The sequence below is a fragment of the Kitasatospora cheerisanensis KCTC 2395 genome (genome assembly GCF_000696185.1).
GTDB lineage: Bacteria > Actinomycetota > Actinomycetes > Streptomycetales > Streptomycetaceae > Kitasatospora > Kitasatospora cheerisanensis.
Map to the genome: position 1 here is coordinate 2,436,930 of NZ_KK853997.1, position 25,575 is coordinate 2,462,504.

23 protein-coding genes and 2 pseudogenes are annotated in these 25,575 nt (G+C 73.9%); 13 read left to right on the forward strand and 12 right to left on the reverse strand.

Features of this window, described 5'->3' with window-relative positions:
- Window positions 1-24: 24 nt before the first annotated feature.
- On the reverse strand, window positions 25-1,386 hold the full coding sequence (locus KCH_RS10955) for a glutamine synthetase family protein (protein ID WP_035862000.1): 1,362 nt from the start codon (window positions 1,384-1,386) through the stop codon (window positions 25-27).
- Window positions 1,387-1,592: 206 nt separating this feature from the next.
- Here KCH_RS10955 and KCH_RS10960 point away from each other — a divergent pair, with 206 nt between their 5' ends.
- Both KCH_RS10960 and KCH_RS10965 read left to right on the forward strand, forming a co-directional pair.
- Entirely contained in the window at window positions 1,593-3,338 is a 1,746-nt protein-coding gene (locus KCH_RS10960; RefSeq protein WP_035862002.1) for an NAD+ synthase, read from the forward strand.
- A 172-nt stretch (window positions 3,339-3,510) separates the two neighbouring features.
- On the forward strand, window positions 3,511-4,308 hold the full coding sequence (locus tag KCH_RS10965; RefSeq protein ID WP_051652956.1) for a putative protein N(5)-glutamine methyltransferase: 798 nt from the start codon (window positions 3,511-3,513) through the stop codon (window positions 4,306-4,308).
- Between the two features lie 50 nt (window positions 4,309-4,358).
- Here the strand turns inward: KCH_RS10965 and KCH_RS10970 are convergent, their stop codons facing one another.
- The 3 genes from KCH_RS10970 to KCH_RS10980 form a co-directional block, all read right to left on the reverse strand.
- Window positions 4,359-5,360, reverse strand: a complete 1,002-nt coding sequence (locus KCH_RS10970; protein ID WP_051652957.1) for an endonuclease/exonuclease/phosphatase family protein — start codon at window positions 5,358-5,360, stop codon at window positions 4,359-4,361.
- A gap of 134 nt (window positions 5,361-5,494) precedes the next feature.
- The gene (locus tag KCH_RS10975; protein ID WP_035862005.1) at window positions 5,495-6,106 is read right to left on the reverse strand and encodes a TetR/AcrR family transcriptional regulator; all 612 of its coding nucleotides are present in this window, start codon (window positions 6,104-6,106) and stop codon (window positions 5,495-5,497) included.
- Window positions 6,107-6,158: 52 nt separating this feature from the next.
- Window positions 6,159-7,763, reverse strand: coding sequence for an MFS transporter (locus KCH_RS10980; RefSeq protein WP_035862009.1), 1,605 nt, complete (start codon window positions 7,761-7,763; stop codon window positions 6,159-6,161).
- Window positions 7,764-7,989: 226 nt separating this feature from the next.
- Between KCH_RS10980 and panB the strand changes: the two genes are divergently transcribed.
- The 3 genes from panB (at window position 7,990) to KCH_RS10995 (ending at window position 10,798) form a co-directional block, all read left to right on the forward strand.
- Entirely contained in the window at window positions 7,990-8,862 is an 873-nt protein-coding gene (panB, locus tag KCH_RS10985; RefSeq protein WP_035862012.1) for a 3-methyl-2-oxobutanoate hydroxymethyltransferase, read from the forward strand.
- A gap of 140 nt (window positions 8,863-9,002) precedes the next feature.
- Window positions 9,003-9,983: a daunorubicin resistance protein DrrA family ABC transporter ATP-binding protein gene (locus tag KCH_RS10990; RefSeq protein WP_035862015.1), complete on the forward strand. Its 981-nt coding sequence runs from the start codon at window positions 9,003-9,005 to the stop codon at window positions 9,981-9,983.
- On the forward strand, window positions 9,980-10,798 hold the full coding sequence (locus tag KCH_RS10995; RefSeq protein WP_035862018.1) for an ABC transporter permease: 819 nt from the start codon (window positions 9,980-9,982) through the stop codon (window positions 10,796-10,798). The genes KCH_RS10990 and KCH_RS10995 overlap by 4 nt, the downstream gene beginning before the upstream one ends.
- Window positions 10,799-10,820: 22 nt before the next feature.
- Here the strand turns inward: KCH_RS10995 and KCH_RS11000 are convergent, their stop codons facing one another.
- Window positions 10,821-13,124, reverse strand: coding sequence for an ATP-binding protein (locus tag KCH_RS11000; RefSeq protein ID WP_341865370.1), 2,304 nt, complete (start codon window positions 13,122-13,124; stop codon window positions 10,821-10,823).
- 191 nt (window positions 13,125-13,315) lie between these two features.
- On the reverse strand, window positions 13,316-14,149 hold the full coding sequence (locus KCH_RS46575; protein ID WP_051653932.1) for an AfsR/SARP family transcriptional regulator: 834 nt from the start codon (window positions 14,147-14,149) through the stop codon (window positions 13,316-13,318).
- Between the two features lie 161 nt (window positions 14,150-14,310).
- Between KCH_RS46575 and KCH_RS11010 the strand changes: the two genes are divergently transcribed.
- Window positions 14,311-15,126 carry a site-2 protease family protein gene (locus KCH_RS11010; RefSeq protein ID WP_035862020.1) on the forward strand — a complete coding sequence of 272 codons (816 nt, stop codon included), beginning with the start codon at window positions 14,311-14,313 and terminating at the stop codon, window positions 15,124-15,126.
- A 3-nt stretch (window positions 15,127-15,129) separates the two neighbouring features.
- Here the strand turns inward: KCH_RS11010 and KCH_RS11015 are convergent, their stop codons facing one another.
- Together KCH_RS11015 and npdG are read right to left on the reverse strand one after the other, a co-directional pair.
- Window positions 15,130-15,324 (reverse strand): hypothetical protein, encoded by a 195-nt coding sequence (locus KCH_RS11015; protein ID WP_035862021.1) that lies wholly within the window; start codon window positions 15,322-15,324, stop codon window positions 15,130-15,132.
- A 109-nt stretch (window positions 15,325-15,433) separates the two neighbouring features.
- On the reverse strand, window positions 15,434-16,135 hold the full coding sequence (gene npdG, locus KCH_RS11020) for an NADPH-dependent F420 reductase (RefSeq protein WP_035862025.1): 702 nt from the start codon (window positions 16,133-16,135) through the stop codon (window positions 15,434-15,436).
- A gap of 47 nt (window positions 16,136-16,182) precedes the next feature.
- On the opposite strand from npdG, the gene KCH_RS11025 reads away from it, so the two are divergent.
- Both KCH_RS11025 and KCH_RS11030 read left to right on the forward strand, forming a co-directional pair.
- Window positions 16,183-16,761 carry a hypothetical protein gene (locus tag KCH_RS11025; protein ID WP_035862027.1) on the forward strand — a complete coding sequence of 193 codons (579 nt, stop codon included), beginning with the start codon at window positions 16,183-16,185 and terminating at the stop codon, window positions 16,759-16,761.
- A 57-nt stretch (window positions 16,762-16,818) separates the two neighbouring features.
- Window positions 16,819-18,111: an MFS transporter gene (locus tag KCH_RS11030; protein WP_035862030.1), complete on the forward strand. Its 1,293-nt coding sequence runs from the start codon at window positions 16,819-16,821 to the stop codon at window positions 18,109-18,111.
- A gap of 7 nt (window positions 18,112-18,118) precedes the next feature.
- Here the strand turns inward: KCH_RS11030 and KCH_RS11035 are convergent, their stop codons facing one another.
- On the reverse strand, window positions 18,119-18,343 hold the full coding sequence (locus KCH_RS11035; RefSeq protein ID WP_035862033.1) for a hypothetical protein: 225 nt from the start codon (window positions 18,341-18,343) through the stop codon (window positions 18,119-18,121).
- 122 nt (window positions 18,344-18,465) lie between these two features.
- Between KCH_RS11035 and map the strand changes: the two genes are divergently transcribed.
- Entirely contained in the window at window positions 18,466-19,311 is an 846-nt protein-coding gene (map, locus tag KCH_RS11040; RefSeq protein ID WP_425268757.1) for a type I methionyl aminopeptidase, read from the forward strand.
- An 88-nt stretch (window positions 19,312-19,399) separates the two neighbouring features.
- On the opposite strand, the gene KCH_RS11045 is transcribed toward map, so the two are convergent.
- The gene (locus KCH_RS11045) at window positions 19,400-20,101 is read right to left on the reverse strand and encodes a bifunctional DNA primase/polymerase (protein ID WP_035862048.1); all 702 of its coding nucleotides are present in this window, start codon (window positions 20,099-20,101) and stop codon (window positions 19,400-19,402) included.
- 413 nt (window positions 20,102-20,514) lie between these two features.
- Between KCH_RS11045 and KCH_RS11050 the strand changes: the two genes are divergently transcribed.
- Complete coding sequence (locus KCH_RS11050; RefSeq protein WP_035871521.1) at window positions 20,515-20,736, forward strand: hypothetical protein; 222 nt, start codon at window positions 20,515-20,517, stop codon at window positions 20,734-20,736.
- 29 nt (window positions 20,737-20,765) lie between these two features.
- Here the strand turns inward: KCH_RS11050 and KCH_RS11055 are convergent.
- Window positions 20,766-21,515: pseudogene (locus KCH_RS11055) on the reverse strand (PadR family transcriptional regulator).
- A 90-nt stretch (window positions 21,516-21,605) separates the two neighbouring features.
- Between KCH_RS11055 and KCH_RS11060 the strand changes: the two are divergent.
- Entirely contained in the window at window positions 21,606-22,004 is a 399-nt protein-coding gene (locus KCH_RS11060) for an ACT domain-containing protein (protein WP_035862054.1), read from the forward strand.
- Window positions 22,005-22,175: 171 nt separating this feature from the next.
- Window positions 22,176-23,104: pseudogene (locus KCH_RS11065) on the forward strand (serine hydrolase domain-containing protein).
- A gap of 11 nt (window positions 23,105-23,115) precedes the next feature.
- Here the strand turns inward: KCH_RS11065 and KCH_RS11070 are convergent.
- Window positions 23,116-24,861 carry a SpoIIE family protein phosphatase gene (locus KCH_RS11070; protein WP_051652958.1) on the reverse strand — a complete coding sequence of 582 codons (1,746 nt, stop codon included), beginning with the start codon at window positions 24,859-24,861 and terminating at the stop codon, window positions 23,116-23,118.
- A gap of 215 nt (window positions 24,862-25,076) precedes the next feature.
- Between KCH_RS11070 and KCH_RS11075 the strand changes: the two genes are divergently transcribed.
- Window positions 25,077-25,514: a DUF7144 family membrane protein gene (locus tag KCH_RS11075; RefSeq protein ID WP_425268758.1), complete on the forward strand. Its 438-nt coding sequence runs from the start codon at window positions 25,077-25,079 to the stop codon at window positions 25,512-25,514.
- The last annotated feature ends 61 nt before the right edge of the window (window positions 25,515-25,575 follow it).

Sequence of the window (25,575 nt, forward strand, 5' to 3'; positions counted from 1 at the left end):
GGGGCCTCGCACGGCGAGCCGGGGCTACAGCACCTGGAGGATCTTCTTCAGCTCGAAGGGGGTGACCTCGGAGCGGTACTCCTCCCACTCCTGGCGCTTGTTGCGGAGGAAGAAGTCGAAGACGTGCTCGCCCAGGGTCTCGGCGACGAGTTCGCTGCGCTGCATGAGGTCGATGGCCTCGCCAAGGTTCTGCGGCATGGGCTGGATACCGAGGGCGCGGCGCTCGGCGTCGGTGAGGGCCCAGACGTCGTCGTCGGCGCCGGGCGGGAGTTCGAGGTTGTCCTCGATGCCCTTGAGGCCGGCGGCGAGGGTGACCGCGTAGGCGAGGTAGGGGTTGCAGCCGGTGTCGAGGGAGCGGACCTCGATCCGGGTGGAGCCCTGCTTGCCGGGCTTGTACATGGGGACGCGGATCAGCGCGGAGCGGTTGTTGTGGCCCCAGCAGATGTAGGACGGGGCTTCGCCGCCGGCGCCCGCGGTGCGCTGGGAGCCGCCCCAGATGCGCTTGTAGGAGTTGACCCACTGGTTGGTGACGGCGGCGGTCTCGGCGGCGTACTTGAGCAGGCCGGCGATGAAGGAGCGGCCGACCTTGGAGAGCTGGTACTCGGCGCCGGACTCGTGGAACGCGTTGCGGTCGCCCTCGAAGAGGGAGACGTGGGTGTGCATGCCGGAGCCGGGGAAGTTGGAGAACGGCTTGGGCATGAAGCTGGCGTGGACGCCCTGTTCGAGGGCGACCTCCTTCATGACCAGGCGGAAGGTCATGATGTTGTCGGCGGTGGAGAGCGCGTCGGCGTACCGCAGGTCGATCTCCTGCTGGCCGGGGGCGCCCTCGTGGTGGCTGAACTCGACCGAGATGCCCATGGATTCGAGCATCGTGATGGCCTGGCGGCGGAAGTCGTGGCCGATGCCGCGCGGCGTGTGGTCGAAGTAGCCGGACTGGTCGGCGGGCGTGGGCGGGGTGCCGTCGCCGGGGAGGTCCTTGAGCAGGAAGAACTCGATCTCGGGGTGGGTGTAGAAGGTGAACCCCTGGTCGGAGGCCTTCTCCAGGGTGCGCTTGAGGACGTAGCGCGGGTCGGCGTAGGACGGCGAGCCGTCGGGCATCAGGATGTCGCAGAACATCCGGGCGGTGCCGGGGTTCTCGGAGCGCCACGGCAGTATCTGGAACGTGGTCGGGTCCGGCTTGGCGATCATGTCGGACTCGTACACGCGGGCGAAGCCCTCGATCGCGGAGCCGTCGAAGCCGATGCCCTCGTCGAAGGCCTGCTCCAGTTCCGCCGGCGCCACCGCCACCGACTTGAGGAAACCGAGGACGTCGGTGAACCACAGCCGGACGAACCGGATGTCACGCTCTTCGAGTGTGCGAAGCACGAACTCCTGCTGCTTGCCCATGGGGACAGTCTCACCTCTGCTCTTTACGCCCGTGTTACGCCTTGGCGTCCGTACGCCCCGGCCTCGCGCCGGGCCCGCCTCGCATGTCGCTTCGGACACGTCGTCACCCATCATGGCGGATCCCCGCCCGGTTGCCGACCCGCGGCGACCGCCCGTCACCAGGCCCCCCGCGACATAACGTCAGTTAGACGATTACACTCGGGGTCATGCCGAATCTGCGTCTCGCCCTGTGCCAGATCGACCCCTGGGTCGGTGACCTCGCCCGCAACAGCGAGGAGGTGCTGCGCTGGTCGAAGCGGGCCGCCGAGTCCGGCGCCGACCTGATCGCGTTCCCGGAGATGGTGCTCACCGGCTACCCGGTGGAGGACCTGGCGTTCCGCGGCTCCTTCGTGGAGGGCTCCCGCGCCGCCCTGGTCGACCTGGCGGCGAAGCTGCAGGCCGAGGGCCTGGGCGAGGTCCCGGTGGTGGTCGGCTACCTGGGCCGGGCCGAACCGGGCACCAAGTACGCGGGGAAGCCGCAGAACTGCGCGGCGGTGCTGCGCGGCGGCGAGGTGGTCACCCGCTTCGCCAAGCACTTCCTGCCGAACTACGGCGTCTTCGACGAGTACCGCTACTTCGTGCCGGGCGACCAGCTGACGGTCCTTCGGCTGCACGGCGTGGACGTCGCGCTGGCGATCTGCGAGGACATCTGGCAGGAGGGCGGCCGGGTCGCCGCCACCGGCCAGGCCGGCGCCGGCCTGCTGCTGTCGATCAACGGCTCCCCGTACGAGCGCGACAAGGACGACGTCCGGCTGGAACTGGTGAAGCGCCGCGCCGCCGAGGCGGGCTGCCCGCTGGTGTACCTGAACATGGTCGGCGCGCAGGACGAGCTGGTCTTCGACGGCGAGACCCTGGTGGTCGCCGCGGACGGCGAACTGCTCGCCCGCGGACCGCAGTTCGAGGAGGCGCTGCTGGTCATGGACCTCGACCTGCCGGCCGCCGCCGAGCCGGCCCTGCCGGACGGCGCCGTCCTCGCCGACGGCCTGCGGCTGACCCGCGTCGACCTCGGCGGCGAGCCGAAGCCCGCCCCGGCCGAGCCGCTGCTGCCGCGGATCGGCGAGCGCCTGGACGACGAGGCCGAGGTGTACGCCGCGCTGGTCGAGGGCACCCGGGCGTACGTCCGCAAGAACGGCATGCGCTCGGTGCTGATCGGCCTGTCCGGCGGCATCGACTCGGCGCTGGTCGCCGCGATCGCGGTGGACGCGATCGGCGCGGAGAACGTGTACGGCGTGTCGATGCCCTCGCGCTACTCCTCGCAGCACTCCCGCGACGACGCCGCCGAGCTGGCCCGCCGCACCGGCCTGCACTTCCGCACCGTCCCGATCGCCCCGATGTTCGACGCCTACATGGGCGCCACCGAGCTGACCGGCCTGGCCGAGGAGAACCTGCAGTCCCGGCTGCGCGGCACCCTGCTGATGGCGATCTCCAACCAGGAGGGGCAGATCGTCCTCGCCCCCGGCAACAAGAGCGAGCTCGCGGTCGGCTACTCGACCCTGTACGGCGACTCGGTCGGCGCCTACGGCCCGATCAAGGACGTCTACAAGACGCTGATCTTCCGGCTGGCCCGCTGGCGCAACGCGCAGGCCGAGGCGCGCGGCGAGGTGCCGCCGATCCCGGAGAACACCATCAGCAAGCCGCCGTCCGCCGAGCTGCGGCCCGACCAGGTGGACACCGACTCGCTGCCGGACTACGACCTGCTGGACGCCGTCCTGGACCGGTACGTCGAGGGCGACCAGGGCCGGGACGCGATCGTCGCCGAGGGCTACCCGGCCGACGTGGTGGACCGGGTGGTGCGCCTGGTCGACACCGCCGAGTACAAGCGCCGGCAGTACCCGCCGGGCCCGAAGGTCTCGCCGAAGAACTTCGGCCGCGACCGCCGGCTGCCGATCACCAACCGGTGGCGGCAGGGCTGACACCGCGGGCGGCAGGGGCTAGGGTGAGCGCCGCGACACGCGCCCGACCACGGACGGCGCGCCGGCCGGAGGAGGTGGGAGAGATCACCGTGCAGGTATTCGAGGTACTCCCCCGCCGTCGGGCCGCGGTCTGACCGGACGGGGAGCCCGCATGGCCCGTCGAGAGGTCCCCGTGTCACTCCCCCTCCCCCCTGCCCGCCCCGCCGAGGCCCTGCTGGTCGACCGGCTGCGGGCCGCCGGCTGCGTCTTCGCCGAGGACGAGGCCCGGCTGCTGGCAGCCGCCGCCGACCACCCCGCCCGGCTCGCCGAGATGCTCGAACTGCGGTGCGCCGGGCACCCGTTGGAGCAGGTGGTGGGCTTCGCCGAGTTCGCCGGCCTGCGCATCGCGCTCGCCCCCGGCGTGTTCGTGCCGCGTCGGCGCAGCGAGTTCCTGGTCGAGCGTGCCGCCGCACTGGGCGCCCCCGGCACGGTCGTCCTGGACCTGTGCTGCGGCTCCGGCGCGATCGGCGCGGCGCTGGCCGCCCGCCTCGGCGCCGTCGAACTGCACGCCGCCGACGTCGACCCGGCCGCCGCCGCCTGCGCCCGCCGCAACCTGGCCCCGTACGGCGGCGCGGTGCACCTGGGCGACCTGGACGCACCGCTGCCCGGCGACCTGCGCGGCCGGGTCGGGCTGCTGGTCGCCAACGCCCCGTACGTGCCGACCGGCGAGATACCGCTGCTGCCGCCGGAGGCCCGCGACCACGAGCCGCAGGTGGCGCTGGACGGCGGCGCCGACGGCCTCGCGGTGCAGCGCCGGGTGGCGGCCGTCGCCCCGCGCTGGCTGGCGCCCGGCGGCCACCTGCTGATCGAGACCAGCGGGCGGCAGGCCCCGGCGACCGCCGCGCTGATGACCGCCCGGGGCCTCGCCGCCCGCATCGAGCAGGACGAGGAGCGGGACGCCACCGTGGTGATCGGCACCCGGCGCGGCTGACGCGGGTCGCGGGCGGCGGCCGGGCGACGCCCCGGTTCGCCGGCCGCGGGTCAGTAGCGGTAGGTGGCCGCCACCGCGAGGTGGTCGCTGGCGTCGGCCGGGAGGGTGCGGGAGTCGGTGGGGATCAGGCCGCCCTTGCTGAGGATCTGGTCGATCCGGGCCATCGGGAACGAGGCCGGCCAGGAGAAGCCGAAGCCGTCGCCGGCCGCGCCCTGCGCCGAGCGCATCTGCGAGGTGATGGGGGCCAGGCTGCGGTCGTTCATGGTGCCGTTCAGGTCGCCGAGCAGCAGCACCTTGCGCAGCGGCTCGTGCTCGATGGCGTCGCCGAGGGCCTGCGCGCTGACGTCCCGGCGGCCGGCGGTGAAGCCGCTGTCGAACTTGACCCGCACCGACGGCAGGTGGGCGACGTACACCGCGAGCGGGCCCTTGGGGGTGGTGACCTCGGCCCGGAAGGCCCGGGTCCAGCCCATCTTGATGTCGACCACGGTGACGCCGTCGATCGGGTAGGTGGACCACAGGCCGACGGTGCCCTCGACCGCGTGGTACGGGAACTTCTGCGCCAGCCCGGCCGCGTACCCGGGGGCCGCGGCGGCGGACAGCTCCTCCAGGGCGACGATCTGCGCGCCGGAGCCGGTGAGCATCCGGACGGTGCCCTGCGGGTCGTCGTTGGCGGCGGCCACGTTGTGGGTGAGCACGGTGAAGTCGCCGGGGCCGCTGCTCTTGTCGACCAGCAGCGCGCCGAACAGGTTCAGCCAGACGGCGGCGGGCAGCAGCGCGGCGACCACCGCGTACCCGGCGCGCCGCCACAGCGCCAGGGCCAGCAGCACCGGCACGGTCAGGCCGAGCCAGGGCAGGAAGGTCTCCAGCAGGCTGCCGAGATTGCCGACCGCGTTCGGCACCTGGGCGTGCGCCACCAGCACCACCGTGACCAGCACGCCGGCCAGGGTGAGCGGCCAGCCGCGCCGCCGGTCGAACCAGTGGCGCAGCCGGTCGCGCCACGTCCTCGCCCGCTCGTCGTCCGCCACTGCCGCCGGGCCGTCCGCCCGCACCATGCCCGCTCCTCGCCGCCGTGCCCGTCGGCTCCTGCCGACCGCTCCGACCTGCTCCGATCCGATTCTCGGCTCAGCCTATGACGGGAGGGACGCGGCAAAGTGTGCGAAGAGTTCCCTCGCCGGGCCGGCCGGGATCATCGGGCGGCGAGGCCCTCCAGGGCGGCGTCGATCATCTGGCGGGGCAGGTCGGGGTCCTCCAGCGGCGCGTCGTCCCACAGGACGGTGCGCAGCAGGATCGGTCCGATCAGCAGTTCGCAGAGCAGTTCGGTGTCCAGGTCGGAGCGGAACTCGCCGGCCTCGACGCCGCGCCGGACGATCTGCCGGATCAGCTCGCGGCGCGGATTGACCACCCGTTCGTGGTACGTCTGCTTGAGCTCCGGCCAGCTGTTCATCTGCCCCAGCGCGGACTTGACGATCCATCGGGAGCGCTTGGCCAGGCCGCGCCGGCGCATGTAGTCGACGGCGCCGATCAGGTCGTCCCGGTAGGTCGGGCCGGACAGCGGCGGCATCGGCGACTCCAGCCGGGCCACCACGTCCACCAGCAGGGCCTCCTTGTTCGGCCAGCGCCGGTAGATGGTGGCCTTGCCGACGCCGGCCTCGGCGGCGATCCGCTCGATGGACAGCTCGGCCAGGCCGACGCCGCTCTCCATGAGCTTCTCGACCGCGCCGAAGATCGCCTGCTCGGCGGCCTCGCTGCGCGGGCGGCCCGCCGCGGAGCGTCCTGCTCCGCGGCGGGGCCGTGGCACGGCTTGAGCGGAGTGTCGGCGCTTGTCATGGCCTTATTCTCCACCCTCGCAGTCAGACCTTGGCGGGATTCGCCCCGGTGTTCGCCGGCTCCGGCGTGCCCGCGGGGGCGCCGGGGGCGGCGGCCTTGCCGGGCAGCAGCACCAGGGCGAGCACCGCGCCGACCACGGTCACGCCGGCCGAGACCGCGGAGACCACGTGCATGGCGTGGATGAAGGAGTCCTTGGCCGGGTCGACCAGCGCCGACAGGTGCAGCTTCTCGGCCACGCCGAGGGTGGACTCGATCGACTCGCCGGCCCGCTCGCGGACCTGCTCCGGCACCGCGCCGAGGTGGTCCTCCATGCCGTTGCGGTAGACGGTGGACAGCAGCGCGCCCAGCACCGCGATGCCCAGCGAGCCGCCGACCTGCCGGAAGGTGTTGTTCAGCGCGGAGCCCGCTCCGGCCTTCTCGCGGGGCAGCGCGCCCATGATGGCGACCGTCACCGGCGGCATCACGTGCGCCATGCCGGTGCCCATCACGAAGCCGAGCACGACCAGCAGCCAGATCGGGCTGGTGGCGGTGAGGAAGGCGTAGCCGAGGAAGCCGACGGTGACCAGCAGCATGCCGCCGGCGCAGGTCGTCCGGATGCCGATCCGGTCGACCACCAGCCGGGCCCGGGGGGCGAAGATCAGCTGGGCGACGGCCAGCGGCAGCATCAGCTCACCGGCCTGCAGGGCGCTGTAGCCGCGGACGCTCTGGATGTAGAAGACGCCGAAGAACGAGACGCCCATCAGCGCGAAGAACACGATGCCGACCACGCCGATCGACGCGGAGAACACCTTGTTGCGGAACCAGGTGACGTCCAGCGCGGGGTGGCTGGTGCGCTTCTCGAACAGCACGAATCCGGCCAGCGCGAGCAGGCCGACCAGGGTCGGCACCCAGGCCTCGGCGGCGGTGAAGTCGGCGAGTTCGCCGCCCTTGATGATGCCGTAGATCAGCGCCACCAGGCCGACGACGGAGAGCAGCACGCCGACCGGGTCGAGCTTGCCGGGGGCGGGGTCCTTGGAGTCCGGGACCAGCCAGGCCATCAGGCCGAGCGCGAGGATCACGATGGGGACGTTCACCAGGAACACCGAGCCCCACCAGAAGTGCTCGATCAGCAGGCCGCCGGTGATCGGGCCGATGGCGATCGCCAGGCCGACCGCGCCGGCCCAGATGCCGATCGCCTTCGGCTGCTCGTGCCGCTCGAAGACGTTCATGATGATCGCCAGTGTGGCCGGCATCACGAACGCGCCGCCGAGGCCCATCACGGCGCGGTAGCCGATGAGTTCGCCGGGGCTGGCGGCGAGCGCGGACAGCAGCGAGCCGAGGCCGAAGACGAGCATGCCGGCCAGCAGCGTCCACTTGCGGCCGAAGCGGTCGCCCAGCAGGCCGGCGGTGAAGAGCAGGCCGGCGAAGACCAGGGTGTAGGAGTTGATCGCCCATTCCAGGTCGCTCTGGCTCGCGCCGAGGCCCACCGGGGCGGGGGTGGCGATGGTCTTCATCGCCACGTTGAGGATCGAGTTGTCGAGCACGACGACGAGCAGGGCGAGCACCAGGGTGCCCAGGATCCACCAGCGTCGGCGGTGTACGGCTTCCGGTATCCGAGGGGCCGGGAACGGCGCGGTCGGCGAGGTCATACGGACACCCTAGCCGCCGTTTCAATACGAGACGGTCTCGTATCGTAACGGTAGGGACACCGAACGGCAAAGACCTCCCCAAGAACCCTCCCGAGTGGCCGGATCCCGCCGCCGCCGACCGCAGGACTCCCGCCTCTTTGCTGACGGGCCGTGGCGTGCAAGCATGGAGCCAGATCCGGGGACGCCGTACGGCGCCACGAGACGACACACACCAGGAGTCTGTTCGATGAACGCCTCTCCGCTTCAGCCTGCCCAGACGCAGGACGCGCCCACCAACACCCTCTACGGCGGGGTCACCAACCGCCGTGTGACCGTCCGGGACCTCGCCAAGGCCAAGCGCAACGGCGAACGCTGGGCGATGCTCACCGCCTACGACGCGCTCACCGCCGGCGTCTTCGACGAAGCCGGCATCCCCGTACTGCTGGTCGGCGACTCCGCCGGCAACTGCCACCTCGGCTACGAGACCACCGTGCCGGTGACCATGGACCAGATGGTGATGATGTCCGCCGCCGTCGTCCGAGGCACCCAGCGCTCCCTGATCGTCGCCGACCTGCCGTTCGGCTCCTACCAGGAGTCCCCCGCCCAGGCCATGCACAACGCCGCCCGCCTGATGAAGGAGGCCGGCGTCCACGCCGTCAAGCTCGAAGGCGGCGAGCGCAGCGCCCGCACCATCGAGCTCCTCGTCGAGGCCGGCATCCCGGTGATGGCCCACATCGGCCTCACCCCGCAGTCCGTCCACGCCTACGGCGGCTACCCCGTCCAGGGCCGCGGCGACGAGGCCGCCCACCAGCTGCTGCGCGACGCGAAGGCCGTCCAGCAGGCCGGCGCGTTCTCCGTCGTCCTGGAGGCCGTCCCCGCCGAGCTCGCCACCGAGGTCACCGCCCACTCCGCCATCCCCACCGTCGGCATCGGCGGCGGCCCCGGCACCGACGCGCAGGTCCTGGTCTGGACCGACTTCGCCGGCATGACGGCCGGCCGCGTCCCCAAGTTCGTCAAGCAGTACGCGAACCTGCGCCAGACGCTGGCGCAGGCCGCGGGCGAATTCGCCGCGGACGTCCGGGAAGGCACCTTCCCGGGCCCGGAGCACAGCTTCCAGTAGAACGTGCGCGCCGGCAGGGGCGTGCGGGGACCGGCAGGCCCCGCGCGCCCCTGTTTCCGCACCCGCCCTTCAGGTCGCTGTCATCGCGTCTGACAGCGCGCTGACAGCGGGGTGACAGCCGGGCCCGGCACGGTGTTCCCATGACGGAAATCTTGCGGAACGCCGTGGAGGTCCACGGCATCGTGAAGCACTACGGGGAGACGAAGGCCCTCGACGGGGTCGATCTGACGGTGCGCGAGGGGACGGTGCTGGGTCTGCTCGGGCCGAACGGGGCCGGGAAGACCACGCTGGTGCGGGTGCTGTCGACGCTGATCAAGCCGGACGCGGGCACGGCGTTCGTCGGCGGGTACGACGTGCTGCGCCAGCCGAAGCAGCTGCGCCGGACGATCGGCCTGACCGGCCAGTACGCGTCGGTGGACGAGCTGCTGTCCGGCTACGAGAACCTCTACCTGATCGGGCGGCTGCTGGACCTCTCCTCGCGGGAGGCCAAGGCCCGCGCCGCGGAGCTGCTGGAGCGGTTCTCGCTGACCGAGGCGGCCAAGCGCCCGGCCAAGGGCTACTCGGGCGGCATGCGGCGCCGCCTGGACCTCGCGGCGTCGATGATCGGCCGCCCGAAGGTGCTGTACCTGGACGAGCCGACCACCGGCCTGGACCCGCGGACCCGCAACGAGGTGTGGGACGAGGTGCAGCGGATGGTCGGCGAGGGCTCGACGGTGCTGCTGACCACCCAGTACATGGAGGAGGCGGAGCAGCTCGCCGACGAGCTGACCGTCATCGACAAGGGCCGGGTGATCGCCAACGGCGGCATCCAGGAGCTGAAGACGCAGGTCGGCGGGCAGAGCCTGCAGGTGCGTCCGCTGCGCCCGGAGGAGCTGCCGGAGATGGCCCGCTGCCTGCACGAGGCGGGCATCCCGGCGACCTTCTCCGAGGAGTCGGGGCTGCTCTCGGTGCACCTCACCGACGAGGGCCAACTGACCACCGTGATCGGCGCGTTGGGCACCCGCGGGTTCGGGATCGCCGGCATCGACACCAAGCTGCCCAGCCTGGACGAGGTGTTCCTGACGATCACCGGCAAGTCCTCCGTCCCCGCCCCGTCCCGTGAGAAGGAGGCCGTCGCATGAGCGCCGCCACCGTGACCGCCGCCCCCGCGCTGCCCGCCGACGACACCCGGATCGGCCTGCGCGCGAACCTGCGCCACCTGGGCGCGCTGACCCGCCGCAACCTGATGCGGATCAAGGCCGACCCGGAGTCCATGCTGGACGCCCTGCTGGTACCGGTCATCATGATCGTGCTGTTCGTCTACGTGTTCGGCGGCGCGATGGCCAGCAACCAGCACGAGTACATGCAGTACATGGTGCCGGGCCTGCTCGGCACCACCGGCCTGAACCTGGCGATGGCGCTGGGCACCGGCCTGAACACCGACTTCCAGACCGGCGTGATGGACCGTTTCCGCACCCTGCCGATCGGCCGCTCGGCGGTGCTGCTGTCGAAGATGATCGCGGAGACGCTGCGGGCGGTCGTCGCCTTCGTGGTGCTGATCGGCTTCGCGATGATCCTCGGCCTGGACATCAAGGGCGGTCCGCTGAACCTGCTGGCCGCGGTCGGCCTGTCGCTGGTGTTCGGGGCCTCGCTGATGTGGGTGTCGATGCTGCTGGGCATGTCGCTGCGCAGCGCCCAGGCGGTGCAGGGCATGTCGATGCTGGTGATGATGCCGCTGCAGTTCGGCAGCTCGATCTTCGCCAACCCCAGCACCATGCCGGGCTGGCTGCGGGCGTTCACGAAGCACAACCCGCTGTCGGCGCTGGCCGACGCCTGCCGCGCGCTGATCAACGGCACGCCGGTCGGCGGCTCGGTGGTGACGGTGCTGGTCTGGGCGGCGGGCATCACCGTGGTGACCGCGCCGCTGGCGGTGGCCCGGTTCCGCAAGCGCACCTGACGGCGCGGCAGCCGACGGTGCGTCAGTCGCCGGCCGGGTCGAACGTGCCGGGGTCGTTCATCAGGGCGGTCGCCTCACCGAGGGTCAGGCGACCGCCCTTCTCGTGCGCCGCGGCGTAGCCGTCCGGGCCGAGCAGTTCGCGCAGCGCCTGCACGCTGCGGGTGTGCTCGGCGCGCTCCATGAAGGAGCCGGGGGTGCCGCTCAGGCCGTCGTGGGCGCCGAGCAGTTCGGCGGCGCGGCGGGCGGCGGCCGGGTGGCCGTACTGCCGGGCGTACTCGACCAGGGCGCCGGCGATCGGGGTCATCAGCATCATCGCCATGTGCTCGACGAAGACGGTGGCGCCGCCTTCGAGTTCGGTCATCGCGCGGCGGCCGTCCCGCATCAGGTCCAGCCCGGTGCGCGGGTCGCCGGAGCGGGCGACCACCCAGCCGCGGATGCAGGTGATGATGCCGCCGAACACCGAGGGCAGCGGTCCGCGGACGGCCGGGTCGGCGGGCAGCTGGTCGAGCACGGCGAGGGCCTCGGCGTACTCGCCGCGCCGGACGTGCAGGTGGCACATCACCAGGCGTCCGTAGAGCCGGGCGCCCTCGGCGTCGCCGGTCCCGGCGGCGGACTCGGCGATGGCCTCGCGGACCATGCGCTCGCCGGCCTCCGGGTCGCGTTCGGCCACCACCTCGCCGAGCCGGGCCCGCAGCATCGGCACCTCCTGGTGCGCCCCGAGCTGGGTGCTGAGCTCGATGGCCTGCCGGAAGGCGAGTTCGGCCTGCGCGGCGTCGCCGGACTTGGTGGCGTTCTCGGCCTTGGCGGAGAGCGCGTCGGCCAGGCCCCAGCGGTCGCCCATCGCGGTGTAGAGGGCGAGCGCCTCCTCGCTGTCGGCTATCGCCTGGTCGAGGCCGCCGGCCAGGTCGTTCAGCAGCCGGGCGCGCAGTTGCAGGGCGTACGCCAGGTCGCCGGGCCCGCCGTGCGCGCGGGCGCCGGCCACCGCGTCGTCCATCACCTCGCGGGTGCGTTCCATCTCGCCGGTGAGGAAGACCGTGAAGACCCGGCTGAGCACCGGGTTCCGGTAGGACTGCGGCAGGTCGGGGGTGTAGGTCTCCAGGATCCGGCGGGCGGTGCGCAGCGCCCCGGAATTGTCGAGCATGCTCATGTCCCCGGAGAACATGCTGAGCAGCCGGTGCAGCCCGAGGTGCCGGCGGGCCTCGGCGAGCTGCTCGGGGGGCATCGGCAGCGGCACGTCCAGCGGGCCGACGGCGAGCGGGACGGGCGGCGGCGCGTCCTCGGCGAACGGGTCGGGGCCGAGCGCGGCGACCGCCTCGAACCAGGCGCGGGACTCGGCGCGGTAGTCGCGCAGCATCCAGTAGCCGGCCATCGACAGCGCCAGCACCAGGGCGTCCTGCTCCTGGCCGGCGTCGACGGCGCGGCGCAGCGCGGCCCGGATGTTCTCCTGCTCGCTGTCCAGGCGGGCGAGTTCGTCGAGCTGCTCGGGCCCGCGCAGGCGGGCCCGGGCGGCCCGGCCGAGTTCCCGGTAGTGCCGGGTGTGCCGGTCGGCGACGGCGGTCTCGGCGGCCTCGGCGAGGCGCTCGGCCGCGTACTCGTGGATGGTCTCCAGCATCCAGTACCGGGGCTGGTCGCCGAGCCCGGCCACCAGCAGCGACTTGTCGACCAGCGACAGCAGCAGGTCCGCGACCTCCGCCCGGGGCACCTCGGCGTCCGCCACCACGGCCTCGGCTGACTCCAGGGTGCAGCCGCCGGCGAACACCGACAGCCGGCGCAGCACGGCGCGCTCGCGGTCGCCGAGCAGGTCCCAGGACCAGTCGACGACGGCGCGCAGGGTCTGCTGGCGGGGCAGCAGGGTGCGGGAGCCGGCGGTGAGCAGCGCGAACCGGGAGTCGAGGCGGTCGGCGAGCTGGCGGGGCGTCAGTCCGCGCAGCCGGGCGGCGGCCAGTTCGATGGCCAGCGGCAGGCCGTCGAGGCGGCGGCAGAGTTCGGCGCAGGCCGCCGGGTCCTCGTCGGTGCGGAAGCCGGGGCGGGCGGCGGCGCCGCGTTCGCCGAGCAGCCGCAGCGCGGACGGGTCGGGCAGCGGTTCGACCGGCAGCACGGCCTCGCCGGGGACGCCGAGGGGTTCGCGGCTGGTGGCGAGCACGGTGACGCCGGGGCATTCGGCGAGCAGCCGGTCGGCGAGGTCGGCGGCGGCCTGGATGACGTGCTCGCAGTTGTCGAGCAGCAGCAGGACGCGGCGGCGGCCGAGGTGGTCGACCACCCGGCGGGCCGGGTCCTTGCGGCCGCCCTCGATCACCTCGGCGACGGCGCTGCCGGTGTGCAGCACGGTCTCCCGCAGGCCGAGCGCGGAGGCGACGGCGTCGGGGACGGCGGCCGGGTCGTCGAGCGGGGCGAGTTCGATCTGCCAGACGCCGCCGGGCCAGCGGGCGGTGTCCTGTTCGCGGCGGCCGGCCTCGACGGACAGCCTGGTCTTGCCGGAGCCGCCGGGACCGGTCAGGGTGGTCAGCCGGCCGGCCGTCAGGGCGTCGGCGACGGTGGCGAGTTCGCCCTCCCGGCCGACGAAGCTGGTGCGGCCGGGGCGCAGGTTGCCGGCGGCGGGGACGGCCGGCGGGGCGGCGGGGGCCGGGGCGGGTTCGGGGCGGCGGTGAGCAGTTCGCGGTGCAGGGCGCGCAGTTCGGGGCCGGGGTCGGTGCCGAGCTGCTCGGCGAGGGTGCGGCGGATCTCCTCGTAGCGGGAGAGCGCCTCGGCGGTGCGGCCGGCGGCGCGCAGGGCGCGCAGCCGGAGGGCCTGGAGCTGCTCGTCGAGGGGGTGGTCGCGGCAGAGTTCGGCGAGTTCGGCGGTGACCTCGGCGGCCCGGCCGAGGGCGAGCGCGGCGGTCAGCCGGTGGCGGCGGGCCTCCTCGCGCTGGGTCTCCAGGCGGGCGGCGGGGGCGGTGCGGTCGGGCAGGTCGGCGAGGGCGGGGCCGCGCCACAGGGCGAGGGCGGCGGTGAGCCGGTCGGCGGCGGCGGCCGGGTCGCCGTCGGTGAGGGCGCGGGCGCCGTCGGCGGCGAGCCGCTGGAAGTCGGCGACGTCGGTGTGGGCGCCGGTCAGCCAGTAGCCGGCCGGTCCGGAGCCGATCTCGGCGCGGCCGACGGTGCGGCGCAGCCGTCCGACCAGGGTCTGCAGGGCGGCGGCGGCGTCCTGCGGCGGTTCGTCGGCCCACACCTCGTCGACCAGCAGTTCGGCGGGGACGGGCCGGCCCTGGCGCAGGGCGAGCGCGGCCAGCAGGGCGCGCAGCCGGGCGCCGCCGAGCGCGACCGGGGTGCCGTCGTCGTGGTGGGCGGTGGTGGTGCCGAGGATGCCGTAGTGCACCCGCCCATTCTGGTGGACGCGCCGACCCGCCGGGGCGCACACCCGTGCGGAACGTCCGTCCGCAACCGTTCGTTCACGGGGCGCCGCTTGTCCGGCGCGCCCGGCGGCGGGCATGATCGGACGCCTGTCCCACCCGACCCCAGCTCCGGAGCACTGTCGCCATGACCTACGCCAGCACCGGCCAGCGCAGCGCGGAGAGCCGGGTCAGCCCGATCTTCCTGGCACTGGCCGGCACCTTCCTCGCCGCGGGCCTCGCGCTGGCCACCGGCTGGGGCAACACCCGGCTCGGCGTGTTCCTGTTCGTGGTGTCGGGCTGGATGGTGTCGCTGTGCCTGCACGAGTTCGCGCACGCGCGGACCGCGCTGGCGGGCGGTGACATCACGGTCGGCGCCAAGGGCTACCTGACGCTGAACCCGCTGAAGTACGGGCACGTGCTGCTGAGCTTCGTGCTGCCCGTGGTGTTCATGATCATGGGCGGCATCGGCCTGCCCGGCGGCGCGGTGTACATCGAGCGGGGCCGGATCTCCGGCCGGCTCAAGCACAGCCTGATCTCGGCGGCCGGCCCGCTGGTGAACGCGCTGTTCGGCGTGCTGCTGCTGGTGGCGGTCAGCCAGAACTGGTTCGACGACCCGGGCGTGCCCACCGTCTTCCAGGACGTCGAGCTGCCGGTCTCGCCGCTGCCGCTGGCGCTGGCCTTCCTCGGCTACCTGCAGGTGACCGCGGCGATCCTGAACCTGCTGCCGGTGCCCGGCCTGGACGGCTACGGCATCATCGAGCCCTGGCTGTCGTACAAGACCCGGCGCGCCATCGAGCCGATCGCGCCGTACGGCATGCTGCTGCTGTTCGCGCTGGTCTGGCAGAGCCAGGTCGGCCAGTGGCTGTTCGACCTGACGGTGCGGATCTTCGACCTGTTCGGCGCGGACATCCGGTTCTCGGAGGTCGGCCGGATGCTGTTCAGCTTCTGGAAGACCTACTAGGCATCAGGCCTGCGGCTGGGCGGCGCGGGCGGCCCGGGCGGCGCGGTCCTTGCGCAGGTAGTACCAGGCGATGTTGCTGGCCACGCCGGCCATCAGGACCCACACCACGCCGAGCCAGTTGCCCTCGACGAACGAGACCACGGCGGCGGCCACGGCGAGGACCAGGACGATCGTGGCGTACAGGGCGTTGCGGGGCATGGCGGGACTCCTCGGGCGGGCGCGGTGTGCGCTGCCATTCTCGCCGACCGAACACCGCGCCCCGGCCGGGGGTGGCCCGGCGGCGCCGCGGGGCGGCGCCGCCGTCCGCTCACACGTCGGTGATCCGCAGGCCCGCGTGCGCCTTGTAGCGGCGGTTGACCGAGATCAGGTTGGCCACCAGCGCCTCCACCTGGTGGGCGTTGCGCAGCCGTCCGGCGAAGACGCCGCGCATGCCGGGGATCCGGCCGGCCAGCGCCTGCACGGTGTCGGTGGCGGCGCGGTTCTCGCCGAGCACCATCACGTCGGTGTCGATGGTCTCGACCGACTCGTCCTGCAGCAGCACCGCCGACAGGTGGTGGAAGGCGGCGGTGACGGTGGAGTCCGGCAGCAGCGCGGCGGCCTGCTGGGCGGCCGAGCCCTCCGGGACCTGCAGCGCGTAGGCGCCCTGCTTGTCGAAGCCCAGCGGGTTGACGCAGTCGACCACGATCTTCCCGGCGAGTTCGGCGCGCAGCGAGGTCAGCGTCTCGGCGTGGCCGTCCCACGGCACGGCGACGATCACCACGTCGCTCTCCCGGGCGCACCGCGCGTTGTCGGCGCCGCGGACGCCGAGGCCGAGCTCGGTGGCGCAGTCCTCGGCGCGCTCGGCGCTGCGGGAGCCGATCACCACCTGCTGGCCGGCCTTGGCGAGCCGGTAGGCCAGGCCGCGGCCCTGGTCGCCGGTGCCGCCGAGGACTCCCACGACGAGGTCGGAGACGTCGGGCAGCTCGCGGCCCGGTCCGGCCGCCGGGTTCACTGAATCGGGTTGCGTCATGCCGAAGATCCTGCCAAACGCGACGCCCGCCGAGCATGCTGTCGCGCATGGACGCGGTGAGAGTTTCCGCACTCCGGCAGTCGCTGACCGGCACCGGCTGGCCCGAGCGGGCGGGCGACTTCGCCGCCGCGCTGCGCGGCTCGGTGACCAGGCGCAGCGCCAGCGGCCTGCTGCTGGTCGGCACGCCCCGCTACGAGCCCTGGCACCTGGCCGCGCACCTGAGCGACGAGGCCGCCTACAGCGGGGTGCCGGAGCTCGTCCCGACCCTGCTGCGGCACACCGTCCCGGCGGGCGCGCCGGGCCACCTGGCGTGCGGGCTGCCCCGGCTGGAGGAGGCGCGGGCCGGCGCGACGGTGCTGCTGGTCGCCCCCGCGCCCGCCGACGCGCCGCTGCTGGAACGGCTGGACGGCGCCCGCCGGGCCGGCGCGGTGCTGCTCGCCCTGGACGACGGCGACCCCGAGCTGTCCGCCCTGGCGCACGAGCGGCTGACCGTCCCGGACGCCGGGCCCGAGCCGTTCGAACTGGTGCAGCACCTGGTCAGCTCGGCCACCTCGACGGTGCCGCCGCGCTCCCGGCTGGCCCGGCTTGCGGAGCGGCTGACCGCCTCGCCGGTGCTGCGCTGGTGACCGCCGGACGAATATTCGCTTGCCCCGTTCCGTCCCGGTCCCGCAGCATCTGACCACGTGACAGCTGCTGCCCGTTTCCTCCGCAAGGTCGTACCGGACCTGACGCCATGGCGATCCTCCCGGGATTTCCGCCTGCTCTGGTCGTCGGGCTGCATCACGGCCTTCGGCAGCCTGCTCACCTACATCGCGGTGCCGATCCAGATCAAGCAGCTGACCGACTCCCCGGTCGCCGTCGGCCTGGCCGGCGCGTTCGAGCTGGTGCCGCTGGTGGTGTTCGGCCTGTGGGGCGGGGCGCTGGCGGACGCGCTGGACCGGCGCCGGCTGGTGCTGCTCAGCGAGGCGGGCCTGGCCCTGATGGCCGCCCTGCTGCTCGCCAACGCGCTGCTCCCGCACCCGCTGCTGTGGCCGATCTACCTGGTGGGGGCGCTGACCGCCGCGCTGGACGGCCTGCAGCGCCCGGCGCTGGACTCGATGATCCCCCGGGTGGTGGCGCACGATCAGCTGCCCGCCGCGTTCACCCTGCTCTCGCTGTACCGCAACGCCGCCTCGGTGGCCGGTCCGGCGCTGGCGGGCGTGGTCGTCGCTGTCGCCGGGCCGCGCAGCGCCTTCGCCCTGGACGTGCTGACCTTCCTGGTCTCGCTGGCGCTGATCGCCCGGCTGCGCCCGGTGCCGCCCGCGGAGAGCGCCGAACGGCCCTCGCTCCGCAGCCTCGGCCAGGGCCTGCGCTACGCGTGGAGCCGGAAGGACCTGCTGGGCACCTACGCGATCGACACGGTGGCGATGCTGTTCGCCTTCCCGGTCGCGGTGTTCCCGTTCCTGGCGTCCGCGCTGGACGCCGAGTGGGCGCTGGGCCTGCTGTACTCGGCGACGGCGGTGGGCGCGCTGGCGGTCTCGGCGACCGGCGGCTGGATGGCGCGGATCCACCGGCACGGCCGGATGCTGCTGGTCGCCGCGCTCGGCTGGGGCGCCGCGATGACGCTGGCGGGGCTGGTCGGGAACGTCTGGCTGGTGCTGCTGTGCCTGGCCGCGGCGGGCGCGGCCGACCAGATCAGCGGGGTGGCCCGGTCGACGATCTGGAACCAGTCCATCCCCGACGAGCTGCGCGGCCGTCTCGCCGGGGTGGAGCTGCTGTCGTACTCGGTGGGCCCGCAGCTGGGCCAGGTCCGGGCGGGCGGGATGGCCGCGCTGGTCGGGGTGCGGGCCTCGATCTGGACCGGCGGCGTGATGTGCGTGCTGGGCGTGCTGGCGCTGACGGCGTCCGTCCCGAAGCTGCTGGCCTGGGACTCGCGCACCGACCCGCACGCGCTGGCGGTGCGGGCCGAGCACGAGCGGCAGGCCACCGGGGTGTGACGGCCCGTCAGCCCCTGTCCTCCGGCGGGCTGTCGTTCCAGCGCGGGTCCTCGCGCCACTCCTCGTTGCGCTCGGCGGCGGTCTCCAGGGCGTGCGCGGCCTCCTCGCGGCTGCCGTACGGGCCCAGCCGGTCCTTGGCCGGGCACTCCGGGCCCTCCTCGACCTTGCCGTGCTTGAGGCAGTAGAACCACTCCCCCGGCTTCCCGGTGGGCTTGCTGCGGCCGAACGCCATCGTCTCGTCTCCCGTCCCCGTGCCCCGCGGCGGCGCCGCGGCGGTCAGCAGTGATCATTCCCGCCGCTCCGGCCGCGCACACGGCCCGGGACGGGCGGATGGCGGCCGATACACTCGCGGTCATGGCTCTGGTACCCGGCACGCAGTCCCCCACCCGCAAGGTCCCCGCGCACATCGCGCGTCCGGAGTACGTCGGCAAGCCCGCGCCGACCCCGTACACCGGACCCGAGGTGCAGACGGCGGAGACCGTCGAGAAGATGCGGATCGCCGGGCGGATCGCGGCGCGGGCGATGGCGGAGGCCGCGAAGCTGATCGCCCCCGGCGTCACCACCGACGCGCTCGACGCCGTCGCGCACGAGTACATGTGCGACCACGGCGCCTACCCGTCCGACCTCGGCTACCGGGGCTTCCCGAAGTCGATCTGCACCTCGATCAACGAGGTGATCTGCCACGGCATCCCGGACTCGACCGTGCTGCAGGACGGCGACATCGTCAACATCGACGCGACCGCGTACATCCACGGGGTGCACGGCGACCTGAACGCCACCTACCTGTGCGGCGACGTGGACGAGGAGTCCCGGCTGCTGGTGGAGCGCACCCGGGAGTCCCTCGACCGGGCGATCAGGGCGGTCAAGCCGGGCCGGCAGATCAACGTGATCGGGCGGGTGATCGAGTCCTACGCGAAGCGCTTCGACTACGGCGTGGTCCGCGACTTCACCGGCCACGGCATCAACACCTCGTTCCACTCCGGCCTGATCGTCCCGCACTACGACAGCGACCGGGCCACCCAGGTGATCAAGCCCGGCATGACCTTCACCATCGAGCCGATGCTCACCCTGGGCACCTACGACTACGAGATCTGGCCGGACGGCTGGACGGTGGTCACCAAGGACCGTCGGCGCACCGCCCAGTTCGAGCACACCCTGGTGGTCACCGCCGACGGCGCGGAGATCCTCACCCTGCCCTAGCCGGACCGGGACAGCGCAACGGCCCGTCGCCCCACCGGGGGTGACGGGCCGTCTGCACAATCGTTCCTGCGCGCCCGGCCGAACCGGCTCAGCCGATCAGCCACTGCTCCTCGGCGACCGCGCCGACCTCGGTGCAGGCGTCGGTCAGCACGTCCAGCACCCGCAGCGGGTCCGGCAGCGGCTGCTCGGGGCCGCGCAGCCAGCGCACCCGGGAGCCGTCGGCCAGCGCGGCCGGCGGGACCAGGGTGTACGAGCCGCGGCAGTGCCAGCGCAGCCCGGGGTGCTCGGAGACCGTGTCGGGGGTGGAGTCCAGCGCGCTGGTCCACCACTCGTCCTCGTCCTGCGGGGTGCCGCGGGTCGCGGTGAAGAACAGGTACCGGTCGGCGCCGACCGCCGCCACCGGGCCGCCCACGCCGAGCGCGTCCAGCCGCTGCAGGGCGAGCACGCCGGCCTCGGCCGGGACGTCCAGCACGTCGTGCGCGCGGCCCGTCGCGGTGACGAAGTTCGCCTCCGGGTCGCGGGTCAGCCAGCGGGCCAGCTGCTCGGCGTCGACGGTGGCCTGGGACTGCCAGGCGAAGGACACCGGGTGCTGGGCCGGGGCCGGACAGCCGACCCGGTCGCACGAGCACCGGTACCCGGCCGCCGGGTGCGCCGCCGGCGCCACCGGGAACCCCGCCCGGACCGCCCCCAGCAGCAGATCCAGCTTCGCAGCCGCGTCCCCTCCGGCGTCCGGATCGTCCTGCCTCCGGTCCCGCCGCCACCAGGACGTCCACCTGCTGCTGGCTTCCATCTGGCCCCTTCCGCACCCGCTGAGCTGCCGTGCCAGGTGCGGCACGGCCTCCGACGCAACAACCGACGCCAACGCACGGAGCCGCTCGCTGCTTCCCGAATCGGTGCACCGCGCGCGGGGGCGTCTGCCGACGGCCGGGGCCGGGTTCTCCGGACGGCCGACGTCCGGGGCGGGTACGGAGTGCGAGAGTCGCGCTCGGCGGGCGGGCGCACCTCGGCGCGCCCCACCCGGCCCGTACGGGCCCGCGGACCCGGGGCTGACCCCGGGAGGCGTACGTAGCAGGATAAGGCTCCCGGAGCCCTGTCCATGACCGTCCGCGGTGCCGTCCCCGTCACATCCGCGCCACACCGCCGCTGCACGGCGGACACAACCGCCCGCACCGGACATCCCGCCGCGCGTCCTACCCTGGAGCGGTGAAGAGCGCCGACACCTCATTCCTCGGGGGCCCGCTGGACGGCCGGGTCCTGCCGATCCTGCTGAGCCCGCTGCACACCCCGCCGAAGGTCTACCGGGTGCCCGTCCCCGCGCACGGCGACACCCCGGCGGTCACGCTGGTCTACCGGCGCGCCAAGGAGTACAACGCCAAGGGCCGGTTCCGCTGGCGCTACGAGTACGACGACGCCGCCAGCGGCTGACGGGCCGTCACGCTCCGGCCGGGCGGGGCTCAGGCCTCCTCGGCCAGGATCAGGTACAGCTTCTTCTTCGCCTCGGCCAGCACCGCCAGGCCCTTGGCCCGCTGCTCCTCGGTGCCGGTCATCATGACCTGGCGCACCGCGTGGTCCACCGCCGCGAGCGCGGCGCCGACCTCCTGCACGGCCTCCCAGTCGCCGCGCCGGCCCGCCTCGTCCCACGGGGACCCGGAGCCCTGCTCGGCCTCGGCCCGGCCCTGCTCGGTCAGTTCGAACAGCTTCTTGCCGGCCTGCTCGGTGGCGCTGACCAGGCCCTCCTCCTCCAGCAGCTGGAGCGTCGGGTAGACCGAGCCCGGGCTGGGCCGCCAGACGCCGCCGGTGCGCTCGCCGATCTCGGTGATCATCTCGTAGCCGTGCATCGGCCGCTCCCGCAGCAGCGCGAGCAGCGAGGCCCGCACGTCACCGCGCCGGGCCCGCCCGCCGCGCCGGCCGCCGTGCCCGCCGTGGCCCCGAAGCCCCGGCCGCGCGGCCCGAACCCCGGCCCGAACGGCGGCATCGGCCGCCCCGGCCCGCCGAACGGCCCGAACGCCGCCCGCGCCTCGAACTCCTCGCCCTCGCCGGCCCGTCCCGGACGCCCGGCCCCTCGGCCCGGCGCCGCCGGCCCTCTCCGCCGAATCGCTTGTCGTACCGCATGACGGAACACCTGCTTCCCATGGTTGTCGGACACTCCGATCGTCGAAGCATCTCGATAACTCGACGATATATCGGTAACTGTCGAACGACAACCCTTTTCCGATACCCGCCCGCCCCGCCCCCGACCCGACACACCCCCGAAACGCCCCCGCACCGCCGCCACCAGCCACTACCGTGACGCCATGGCAGGCGAACGCGATCTTCGACAGCTGCTCTCCGGCATGAGCCCCGTCCTCAACCCGGGCCGGTACGTGTACTGCACGCTGCCCGGCCGGGTCCCGACCGGGCTGCGGCCGGTCGTCACGGTGGCCGAACCCGAGGGCGTCACCTTCGTCGTCTCCGAGGAGGAGGCCGACTCGCTCGGCCTGCCGCACACCTTCACCGCCGCCTGGATCACCCTGCGGGTGCACTCCGCGCTGGACGCCGTCGGCCTCACCGCCGCCGTCGCCACCGCGCTCGCCGACCGGGGCATCAGCTGCAACGTGGTGGCCGGCTTCCACCACGACCACCTGTTCGTCCCCGCCGACGACGCCGACCGCGCCCTGGCCGCCCTCGACTCCCTGGCCGGCCAGCACGCCTGACGGCCCGTCGACTCCCCGGGTTTCCGCCGCCCGGCACGGGCGAGAATCCGGACGGAGGGCCCGCCGGACGAGAGGGACGCCGTGGAACACGCCAGCTGGAGCGCCGACACCGCCGCCGTCCTCGGGGCCGGCCTCGCCGAGGCCGTGGACGGCGGGCAGTTCCCCGGCGGCGTGCTGACCGTCGGCCAGGTCGGCGCCGGCCGGGCCACCGTCGGCCACGGCCTGGTCGCCCCCGAGTGCGGCGACGCCCGGCCCGGCCCGCACACCCGCTACGACCTGGCCTCGCTCACCAAGGTCCTCGCCACCTGGCCGCTGATCGGCGCCGCCGTCCGCACCGGCCGGCTCGACCTGGACGCCCCGCTGCGCGCGCTCCGCCCCGAACTGCCCTCCCCCGGCGGCGACCTGACCGCCCGGCAGCTGCTCTCCCACACCTCCGGACTGCTCCCGCAGACCGGCCTGGCCCGCTACGAGCACACCGGCCGCCCGCTGATCGAGCACCTGTGCGCCGAACCGCTGGTCGGCCCGCCCGGCGGCCGGCACCGCTACATCGACCGCGGCTTCATCCTGCTCGGCCTGCTGCTGCCCGAGCTGCTCGGCCGCCCGCTGCACGAGCTCGCCGAGGAGCTGTGGCGGGGGCTCGGCCTCACCCGCACCGCCTACGGACCGCTGCCCCGCGACCCGCAGCTCGCCCCGACCGAGCAGCGGCTGCGCGGCGCGCCCGCACCTGGGGCGCCCCGCACGACCCGAGCGCCGCCCTGCTCGGCGGGGTGGCCGGCCACGCCGGGGTGTTCTCCTGCGCCGCCGACCTCGCCGTCTTCGCCGAGCACCTGCTGGGCGGAACCGGCCCGCTCGCCGACTGGTTCGCCGAGAGCCGCCGCCCCTGCACCGCCGTCGAACCCGGCCTGCACCGCGGCCTGGCCTGGCTGGTCACCGCCGACGACGACGTCGCCTACCACCACGGCTTCACCGGGACCAGCCTGTTCCTCGCCCCGCGCACCGGCCGCTACGTGGTGCTGTGCACCAACGCCGTCTACCACGGCTGGGACCGCGCCCGGCTGGCCGGCCTGCGCACCCTCGCGCTGCGCACCCTGGCCGGCTGAGCGCCGCGGCCTCAGCCCAGCGGCTTCCACCGGCCGCCGGTCAGCACCGTCAGCACCTCCCGGCTGCGGAGCTGCCCGGGCCGCGGGCGGGCGGGGGCGGCGGCGAGCAGCGCGATGTCGTCCTCCGCCGGGTCGGGCGCGCCGGCCAGCACCGCGTCCAGCAGCCGCTCCGGGCCGGCCCCGGCGGGCAGCCGGCGGGCGGTGAGCCGGCGCAGCGATCGGTCGATGTCCTCGTCGCGGCGCTCCACCAGGCCGTCGGTGAACAGCAGCAGGGTGTGCTCGGGCGGCAGCACCACGATGCTCGGGGCGTAGCCGTTCTGCCCGGTGCCGAGCGGCGGGCCGGGCTCCACCGGCAGCAGCGCCACCTCGCCGTCCGGGCGGACCACGGCGGGCGGCAGGTGGCCGGCGCTGGCGAAGCAGTACCGGCCGCGGGCGGGTTCGGCGTACACCGCCAGGCAGGTGGAGGGGCGGTAGTCGTGCACGTCGCCGGCCAGGCCGTCCATCCGGGCCAGCAGCCGGTCGGCGTTCGGCTCCAGCAGGGCCATGGCGCGCAGCATCGCCTGGTAGTGGCTCATGTGGGCGGCGGCCTCGATGCCGTGGCCCATCACGTCGCCGATGGCGAGCACGGTGCGGCCGTCGGGCAGCGCCACCGTCTCGTACCAGTCGCCGCCGATCAGGGCACTGGTGCCGGCCGGGCGGTAGCGGAAGGCGACCGTGATGTCGGGGTGCGGGCTGCCCGGCTCGGCGAGCATGGCGCGCTGCAGGTCGACGGCGACGGCGTGTTCGCGGCTGTAGCGGCGGGCGTTGTCCAGGTGGATGGCGGCGCGCACGGCGAGGTCCTGGGCGGCGACCGCGTCGTCCTGGTCGAAGCCCGGGGACGGGTCGGTGCGCAGCAGGGTGACGGTGCCGATCCGGTGGCCGCGGGCGGTGAGCGGCACCACCATGCCGGAGTGGATGCCGACCGCCCGGTAGTCGGCGATCCGCTCCGGGTTGGGGGCGGTGCGGCGCAGGTCGGCCTCGGTCATCAGGTTCTCGATCACCGGCCGGCCCTCGGCGAGGCAGCGCGGCACGGCGGAGTCGGGCCGGTAGTCGACGTACTCGCCGCGTTCGCCGACCTGCCGGACCTGTTCCAGCAGCGCGGGTTTGGCGGCGATCGCGGTGCGCAGCAGGCGGCGGCCGCCGTCGGGGAGGGTGCGGGCGTGCCGGCTGTCGGGGTGCGGGAGCAGTTCGACGGTGGCGGCGTCGGCGAGGTGGTCGACCAGGAAGGCGGCGAGTTCGCCGCAGGTGGTGTCCACGTCGAGGGTGGTGCCGATCCGGGTGGCGGCGGTGTCGAGCAGGGCGAGCCGGGCCCGGGCCTGTTCGAGTTCGTGCTGCTGCCGGCGGGCGGCGGTGACCTCCAGCACGACGCCGACCACGCCGACGGGCCGCCCGGCGGTCTCCAGCCGGTGGTACGCGCCGTACCAGTAGCGGTGCTCCTGCGGGGAGCCGGCCCGGGTGTGGCCGCTGGAGGTGATCTCGCGGGGGCGGCCGTCGGCGAGGACGGCGCGCAGCACGTCCTCGCGGGGGTCGATGCCGGGCAGCAGTTCGGCGATCGTCCGGCCGAGGTGCTCCTCGGCCGGGACGCCGTTCATCGCGGCCAGTGCCGGGTTGACGTAGCGGTAGCGCAGCGCGGTGTCGAGGACGGCGACGCCGGCGGGGGTGCCGTCCAGGACGCGGCGCAGCGGCTGCGGCAGGTCGTTCCAGGGGGTGTCGGCCACGGCTGCGGCACCTCCTCGCCGGGGGCCCGGGCACTGTGACCAGTAAACACAGCGGGCGGGGCGGGGGCGATCCGGTACCGACGGGGCGGGCGTTCCCGGGCCGGTGCTCCGGTGCGGGGCCGGGGTGTCACTCGAACGGGGCCGTCCCGGGTGCCCGGCGGGCGGGACGGCCGATGGTCGTCGCAAGATCTGTCTCGCCCCCCAGGAGGTTCCCCATGAGCGCGTCCGTCGGCCCGACCGCGGCATCGACCGGGCCGGGTGGCCCACCGGCCCGCGGGAACCGGCCCTGGGTGACCGGGACGGTGCTGTTCGCCGGTGTGCTGATGCTGGTGAGCGGTGTGCTGGAGCTGTTCCGGGGGATCATGGCGATCGCCGAGGACGACGTCTTCGTGACCACTCCCCGGTACGTGTTCCGCTTCGACCTGACCTCCTGGGGCTGGATCCACCTGGTGGTCGGCGTGCTGCTGGCGCTGACCGGTCTGTTCGTGATCAAGGGCATGCTGTGGGCCCGGATCCTGGGTGTCGGCTTCGCCGCGGTGAGCATGATCGACAACTTCCTCGCGGTGCCGTACTTCCCGCTGTGGTCGCTGGTGCTGATCGCGCTGGACGTCTTCGTGATCTGGGCGCTGTGCGCCTACCACCGCGAGGCCTGACCGCGCGTCGCACTGGTGACGCGCAGCACTGCCGGGGCCCGCTCCTCCCAGGAGCGGGCCC

Coding starts and splice junctions, on each gene's coding strand:
- KCH_RS10955 (WP_035862000.1), bottom strand. CDS start 1,386: ATGGGCAAGCAGCAGGAGTTCGTGCTTCGCACACTCGAAGAGCGTGAC.
- KCH_RS10960 (WP_035862002.1), top strand. CDS start 1,593: ATGCCGAATCTGCGTCTCGCCCTGTGCCAGATCGACCCCTGGGTCGGT.
- KCH_RS10970 (WP_051652957.1), bottom strand. CDS start 5,360: ATGGTGCGGGCGGACGGCCCGGCGGCAGTGGCGGACGACGAGCGGGCG.
- KCH_RS10980 (WP_035862009.1), bottom strand. CDS start 7,763: ATGACCTCGCCGACCGCGCCGTTCCCGGCCCCTCGGATACCGGAAGCC.
- panB (WP_035862012.1), top strand. CDS start 7,990: ATGAACGCCTCTCCGCTTCAGCCTGCCCAGACGCAGGACGCGCCCACC.
- KCH_RS10990 (WP_035862015.1), top strand. CDS start 9,003: ATGACGGAAATCTTGCGGAACGCCGTGGAGGTCCACGGCATCGTGAAG.
- KCH_RS10995 (WP_035862018.1), top strand. CDS start 9,980: ATGAGCGCCGCCACCGTGACCGCCGCCCCCGCGCTGCCCGCCGACGAC.
- KCH_RS11010 (WP_035862020.1), top strand. CDS start 14,311: ATGACCTACGCCAGCACCGGCCAGCGCAGCGCGGAGAGCCGGGTCAGC.
- KCH_RS11015 (WP_035862021.1), bottom strand. CDS start 15,324: ATGCCCCGCAACGCCCTGTACGCCACGATCGTCCTGGTCCTCGCCGTG.
- npdG (WP_035862025.1), bottom strand. CDS start 16,135: ATGACGCAACCCGATTCAGTGAACCCGGCGGCCGGACCGGGCCGCGAG.
- KCH_RS11025 (WP_035862027.1), top strand. CDS start 16,183: ATGGACGCGGTGAGAGTTTCCGCACTCCGGCAGTCGCTGACCGGCACC.
- KCH_RS11035 (WP_035862033.1), bottom strand. CDS start 18,343: ATGGCGTTCGGCCGCAGCAAGCCCACCGGGAAGCCGGGGGAGTGGTTC.
- map (WP_425268757.1), top strand. CDS start 18,466: ATGGCTCTGGTACCCGGCACGCAGTCCCCCACCCGCAAGGTCCCCGCG.
- KCH_RS11045 (WP_035862048.1), bottom strand. CDS start 20,101: ATGGAAGCCAGCAGCAGGTGGACGTCCTGGTGGCGGCGGGACCGGAGG.
- KCH_RS11060 (WP_035862054.1), top strand. CDS start 21,606: ATGGCAGGCGAACGCGATCTTCGACAGCTGCTCTCCGGCATGAGCCCC.
- KCH_RS11075 (WP_425268758.1), top strand. CDS start 25,077: ATGAGCGCGTCCGTCGGCCCGACCGCGGCATCGACCGGGCCGGGTGGC.